Here is a 5,879-nt window from a genome sequence, read left to right on the forward strand (position 1 = left end):
GTCCGGAGCGCACCCCCGCGCGCCCCGGACCGTGGACCCCCCATTCCCCCGTCGTCGTTCAGCTCGTCGGTGCCCCCCCGTGGAACACGGGGGAATCGGCGCCGGATGTGCTGCGGTCGAATGCCCCCGGCCTATCGACCGCAGCACGCGCCTCGGGTTCGTCCGAAGGCATGATCAGTGCGCCCGTTCCCCCATGGGGCGCGCCCCCGTGCCCGTAGGCTCCGGCACAGACAGCTTCCCCGGTCATCGGGCCGGTCCGGAGGGGTCGGGTGTTGCCAGCGGGTATTTGGCAACACCGCTCGGGTGGTGTGTTGTTGGGGGGATGGCCATCGAGTACGACGGATTCGGCGCCGAGTTACGCCGGCGCCGCATCGCGGCCGGCATGTCGCTGAGTGAGCTGGCCGGCAAGGTGTACTGCAGCCGCAGCTTCCTGAGCCGCGTCGAGAACGGGCGCCGCAGGGCGTCCCTGGAGCTGGCCCAGCTGTGCGACGAGGTGCTGGGTGCCAAGGGGGCGCTGGTCGGGCTGGCGCCGCTGCCCGGTTCCGACGCCGTACCGAAGGCGGTCCGGGGCGGGGCGGGTGAGCGGGCGTCGGGGGCGGTCAAGTCGCCGGAGAAGGACGGGCGTCCGGCCGTCGGGCCGGACCGCGCCGAGTTCCGGCGGCTGCTGAGGCGCGGTGACCTCAGCCATACCGCGGGCGAGATGCGGGAGGCCGAACGGCACTACACGGCCGCCTACCGCAGCGCCGAGGGCGACCCGCGGGCGCAGGCCGAGGCCGTGATCAGGATGGCGCGCCGCTGGTCCGATCCCGGGCAGGTCGACCGTGAGCTGCTGCAGTCGATCCGGGGGTGCCTGGCCGCGCTGGACGGCGACGGCGGCGCGGAGGCCGCGGGTCTGCGGCTACGGCTCGAAGCGCATCTGGCGAAGAAGATGGCGCTGGCGGTCAGTCAGGACACCGCGGCGGGACTGGCGGGACCCGCCGAGGGAGCGAGGCTCGCCGAGGACACGCTGCGCCGATTACCCGTCGACGGCGACGACGAGGTGCGCTGCGAGGTTCTCACCGAGTGCCGCTGGGCACGCTACGACTTCATACCGGCCCCCGAGTCGCTGACGCTCTCCGAGCAGCTGCGCGAGGCCGCGGCCCGGCACGACTCGCCGTACTTCCGCGGTGAGGCCCTGATGGCCGTCGCCATCGACCAGTTGCGCAACGGCAGGATCTTCAGCGCCCTCGCCACCGCGAACCAGTACCGCAAGCACGCCGCGGAGACCCAGAGCGCCCTCGCCCTGTGGCAGCGGCACACCCTCGACGCCCTGCTCGACCTGTGGCACGGCCGGTTCGACGCCGCCGCGGAGTGGATCTTCGTGGAGTCGCTGAAGTTCATCGAACTGCTCCGCGCCGACTACGCCGTGCCCGCGGACAACCTCACCCAGACCCGCCTCGGCCAGGCCTACTGGCTGCTTAGGCAGCAGGGCCGGCTGGCCGAGCTGTTCACCTCCGACCTGGCCGGCGACGTCGAGCGCCACGCCTACTTCCCGATCTGGCGGGCCGGACTGGCCCTCGCCCTGTGCGAGACCGGGCAGCACGCCGAGGGCGCGGACCTGTTCCTCGGCTGCGTCGCCGACGTCGACCGCTTCCCGCCGTCGGGCTGGGCGGTACCCGTGCTGGTCCTGCTGGCGGAGGTCTGCGCGGCGCTGGACCTGGAGGGCGGATTCGAGGCCGAGCTGGCGCCGGTGCTGCCCACGCTCCGCGCGCGCCTCGCCTCGCACGACGGCCAGCAACTCGCCCTGGGCGGCTGGCCCACGGTCCTCGTCGGCCCCACCGCCCGCGCCTGCGGCGTCCTGGCCCTCGCCGCGAACGAACCGGAGACCGCCCTCGAACACTTCCGCCAGGCTGCGGTCCCGGCCCGCTCCTCCCAGCCGGAACTGGCCCGCCTCCGCCTGGCCCAGGCCCGCGCCGTGCGCCGCGTGGGCGGCCCGGGCAGCGAGCCGAACGCGGTACGGCTGCTGCGGGAGGCGTCACGGGGGGCGGAGTCGTACGGGATGACGTGGCTGGGGGCGCAGAGCGAGGGGTTGTTGGGGGCGCCGGGGCGGGGGTGAGCGGGGCCGAATGAGGGGCGTTCCGTACGGCGCCTGCCCAACAGCCCCGGAGGCCGATGGAGTTGGTGTGCGTGGAGGGTGTTTATGCTGTGAACTAGGTCACAGCGACCTCCGCTTCGGACCTCCGCCCCATCTCCCCCGTCCCGCCCCCGGCGTCACCCGAACCACCCTCTACCCCTCACCTCACCGTGGGTAGTCAGCCAAAACGTCTTTGTGGCCGAGGGGTTGGGGGTGAGCGGGTTCGGATTGTCTACGCGCATAGTGAACCGAGTGGCCTGAACCTGTGCGCCTGGCGGGTTTGTGGGGTCCCTTGCCCCGGGTGGGATGGCTAGGTTTCATACCTATCCAACTGCGCGGGAGGCTCGGGCGCCCGTCGTGAGATCCGCAGGGTGTCCTTGGTGTTCCTGGCGTGCTGCGCCGTCAACTCCCCAGTATGTGCAGGCGTGTTGACGTGTCTGCCGGCCCGTCTCGATACGTCGCGTGCCACCCCGGAAAGGATAACGCCGGTGTCGCGGTTCTTCACCGCAGCTCCTCTTCTCTGCGGTGCCGACGGGCGCCGGTGGGCGCGGTGAGCCGACATCGGGGTACGTCCGCACCGGCGGGAGCGGGCGCGAGGACCGGGCGGGGGCACAGTATCCGGGCCTCGCTCATCACGCTCGCGGTGGTGCCGGCGACGGCGTTGGTGCTGCTGTGGGTCAGCGGTTCGTACGCGCTCTTCGACCAGTACGGGTCCCGGCGACACGGCACCTTTCGCGGGCTCCCGCGAGACCGGAGCCTCGGCGGACTCCCGTGCGGCCGGACTCGCCGCGGACTCCGGTGCGGCCGGACTCGCCGCGGACTCCCGTGCGGCCGGACTCGCCGCGGACTCCCGTGCGGCCGGGCCCTCCGCGGACTTCCGTGCGGCTGGGTCCTCGGTGGGCCCTCGTGCGGCTGGATTCGCCGCGGACTCCGGTGCGGCTGGGTCTTCTGCGGACTTCCCGACCCCGCGCTGCTCGTCCGCCCGTACACGGTGACCGGCGGCCGGACCCCGGCCTTCCACTCCGGTATCGAACTGATCACCCTGATCAGCACCGTCCGGCCGCCCACCCGCGAACAGCGCCTCCAGCCCGAACAGAACCGGCTGCTCGCCCTGTGCCGTACGCCGACCGCGCTGGTGGAGGTCGCCGCCCGGCTCGACCTGCCCGTCGCGGTGATCCGGGTACTCCTCGATGACCTGCTGGACAACGAACTCGTCTCCGTCTCCCCGCCCGCCGCGGCCGGTACCCCCGACGCCCGTTTCCTCCAGGCAGTGATCGATGGCATACGCAGAATCTGACCCCCGCGGAGCCCACTCCCGCGCCACCGCGGTCGCGCCCAACGCCGCGACCGCCAAGATCCTTGTCGCGGGCGGCTTCGGCGTCGGCAAGACCACCCTCGTCGGCGCGATCAGCGAGACCACGCCCCTGCGTACCGAAGAACTCATCACCGAGGCCAGCGTCGGTGTCGACAACCTCGCCGGGGTGGAGCGGAAGACCACGACGACGGTCGCCATGGACTTCGGCCGGATCACGCTGAGTTCGGCCCTCGTGGTCTACCTCTTCGGGGCCCCCGGGCAGGACCGGTTCTGGTTCATGTGGGACGACCTGTCCCGCGGCGCGCTCGGCGCCGTCGTCCTCGCCGACACCCGGCGGCTGGAGAACTGCTTCCCGTCCGTCGACTTCTTCGAGCACCGCGGCATCCCCTTCGCCGTGGGCGTCAACTGCTTCAACGGCCGCTGCGACGAGGACCCCGAGGAGATCCGCGCCGCACTCGACCTCGCCCCCGACATACCGCTCGTGCTGTGCGACGCCTGCGACAGGGAGTCGGTGAAGACGGTGCTGCTCGCGCTGCTCGAACACGTCATGCGCGGGCTGGCGGCGGAGGCGTCCGCCGCCCGCTGACGCACGGGGTCAGGAAGGCTTCACCGCCGATACGGCCGTCGCGGTCAGCGTGCCGTCGCACTCCGCGAACTGGCCGTCGTCCAGGGCGACTTGGTGTGCCCCGGAACCCGGCAGGCCGATCACCATGGTCGGGTAGACCACCGGCGCCGAACCGGACTTGCAGTAGCCGTCGCCCTCGCCCTGCACCTGCACGAAGGTCAGCTTCAGCCAGGCCTGGGCACCGGGGGCGAGCTTCACGGGGGAGGCGGAGCCGACGGGGGTGACCTGGAGGGGGACGTTGAGCTCCGGGGAACCGTTCGCAGCGCCGGCGACCGTGGGATGGCCCTGGAGGACGCACGGCTTGGCGCCGGTGTTGGTGAACCGGACGATCGCCGCCCCGGTCCCGGTCCCGGCCGGGCGATCGGCGGCCTGATAGGCGGTCGCCTTCAGGGCCGCCGCCGCGCAGGTCTTCGCCGCTGTTCCGGTGGACCCGGACGATCCCGTGGACCCGGAGGTGCCCGTCGACCCGGAGGTGCCCGTCGATCCGGTGGACCCGGAGGAGGCGGGGGAGGAGGCGGTCGCGGTCGGTGTCTTCGACGACGCGTCGGACCCGGTCGTCGAGTCGCCCGGCCGGCACGCCGTCATGACGACCGCCGCCGACACCGCGGCCACCACCATCGCGCCCCTACGGATGCTGCTCTTCTGCATGACGTCCCCCGAACTCGCTGTGCACGGACCGGCCTTCGCCGACCTCGCGGAGGGAGACAGGCGAGCCGCACCCAGGGTTCCGCCTGCGCACCACCTGTGACGCAACGGTGACGCTCAGTCGCCCGAAGTCCCGTCCTCGGCCGCCTCCGTGCCCGCTCCTGCCCCCGCCTCGAAGCTCGCGAAGTAGGCCGCAGCCATGTCCTCGTCCCCGTGCCCCTGCGCCGCCGCCCGCGCGAACCGTTCCGCGCTCGCCGCCGCCACGTCCAGCCGCACGCCGTGCGCCGCTCCCGCCCGCACGATCAGCCGGGCGTCCTTCTCCGCCGTCGTGACCGCGAAACTCGCCGGGGTCAGCTGGTCGTTGAGGATGGCGGCCGACTTGGCGTGCAGGTAACCCATGTCGAGGGGACCGCCGGCGATGAGGTCGAGGAAGCTCTGGGGGTTCACGTCCAGCGCCTTGGACAACGCCAGCGCCTCGCCCGCCGCGTTCGTCACCGCCAGCACCCAGCTGTTGGACACCAGCTTCAGACGGGTCGCCGTCGCCACCGCGCCCTCCTCGCCCACCCACATCGTGCGGGCGCCGACCGCGTCGAAGACCGGGGTCACCGTCTTGCGGCCGCTCTCCGGACCCGCCGCCAGGACCGTCAGCTGACCGGCCTCGGCGGGCTGGCGGGTGCCGAGGACGGGGGCGTCGTAGAAGACCAGGTCGTGGCGGTTGGCGAACTCGGCCAGTTCGCCCACCGATTCGAGGCTCGACGTCGTCGACTGGATCCACGCGGCGCCGGGGCGCAGGGCGGGGGCGGCCTCGCGCATCACGTCGAGCACGGTGTCGCCGTCGTAGAGCATCGTGAGGATCACGTCCGCGTCGCGTACGGCCTCCGCCACCGTGTCGGCGACGTGCGCGCCGTCGGCGGTCAGGGGGTCGGCCTTGGCGCGGGTGCGGTTCCAGGCGTGGACGGTGTGGCCGGCGCGGGCGAGGTTGCGGGCCATCGCGGCGCCCATGATGCCGGTGCCCAGGACGCCTACGGTGAGCTTTTCGGTGGTCATGTCTCGGCTTTCGTCCTCGACGGTGTTGTCGAGGACCAGGGTGCCAGGGTGGCGCGCGCCCGGCCAACCGGATTGTGTGCGCGGCCTCTTCGGCGCCGCGTTCACCGGCCTTGGCGCCCAGCCGGAAACTCCAC

At 72.6% G+C, this 5,879-nt stretch carries 6 protein-coding genes; 3 read left to right on the top strand and 3 right to left on the bottom strand.

The features are described from left to right. Nucleotides 1–322: 322 nt before the first annotated feature. Complete coding sequence (locus ACFWP5_RS51540; RefSeq protein WP_384174104.1) at nucleotides 323–2,095, top strand: helix-turn-helix domain-containing protein; 1,773 nt, start codon at nucleotides 323–325, stop codon at nucleotides 2,093–2,095. Nucleotides 2,096–2,614: 519 nt separating this feature from the next. Here the strand turns inward: ACFWP5_RS51540 and ACFWP5_RS51545 are convergent. After that, nucleotides 2,615–2,842: a hypothetical protein gene (locus tag ACFWP5_RS51545; protein ID WP_384174107.1), complete on the bottom strand. Its 228-nt coding sequence runs from the start codon at nucleotides 2,840–2,842 to the stop codon at nucleotides 2,615–2,617. A gap of 262 nt (nucleotides 2,843–3,104) precedes the next feature. On the opposite strand from ACFWP5_RS51545, the gene ACFWP5_RS51550 reads away from it, so the two are divergent. Together ACFWP5_RS51550 and ACFWP5_RS51555 are read left to right on the top strand one after the other, a co-directional pair. Next, on the top strand, nucleotides 3,105–3,410 hold the full coding sequence (locus tag ACFWP5_RS51550; protein ID WP_384174110.1) for a DUF742 domain-containing protein: 306 nt from the start codon (nucleotides 3,105–3,107) through the stop codon (nucleotides 3,408–3,410). Next, nucleotides 3,391–4,014, top strand: coding sequence for an ATP/GTP-binding protein (locus ACFWP5_RS51555; RefSeq protein ID WP_384174113.1), 624 nt, complete (start codon nucleotides 3,391–3,393; stop codon nucleotides 4,012–4,014). The genes ACFWP5_RS51550 and ACFWP5_RS51555 overlap by 20 nt, the downstream gene beginning before the upstream one ends. A gap of 9 nt (nucleotides 4,015–4,023) precedes the next feature. Here the strand turns inward: ACFWP5_RS51555 and ACFWP5_RS51560 are convergent, their stop codons facing one another. Both ACFWP5_RS51560 and ACFWP5_RS51565 read right to left on the bottom strand, forming a co-directional pair. Beyond that, a complete protein-coding gene (locus ACFWP5_RS51560) occupies nucleotides 4,024–4,701 on the bottom strand; it encodes a DUF4232 domain-containing protein (protein ID WP_384174116.1) in 678 nt (225 codons plus the stop codon). Between the two features lie 114 nt (nucleotides 4,702–4,815). Beyond that, nucleotides 4,816–5,784, bottom strand: a complete 969-nt coding sequence (locus ACFWP5_RS51565; protein ID WP_384174118.1) for an NAD(P)-dependent oxidoreductase — start codon at nucleotides 5,782–5,784, stop codon at nucleotides 4,816–4,818. Nucleotides 5,785–5,879: the final 95 nt, after the last annotated feature.

The organism is Streptomyces sp. NPDC058469 (assembly GCF_042721125.1).
Lineage (GTDB): Bacteria > Actinomycetota > Actinomycetes > Streptomycetales > Streptomycetaceae > Streptomyces.

What these genes read in the sequence shown, in the direction of transcription:
- ACFWP5_RS51540 (WP_384174104.1), top strand. Translation starts at nt 323, where the DNA reads ATGGCCATCGAGTACGACGGATTCGGCGCCGAGTTACGCCGGCGCCGC.
- ACFWP5_RS51555 (WP_384174113.1), top strand. Translation starts at nt 3,391, where the DNA reads ATGGCATACGCAGAATCTGACCCCCGCGGAGCCCACTCCCGCGCCACC.
- ACFWP5_RS51560 (WP_384174116.1), bottom strand. Translation starts at nt 4,701, where the DNA reads ATGCAGAAGAGCAGCATCCGTAGGGGCGCGATGGTGGTGGCCGCGGTG.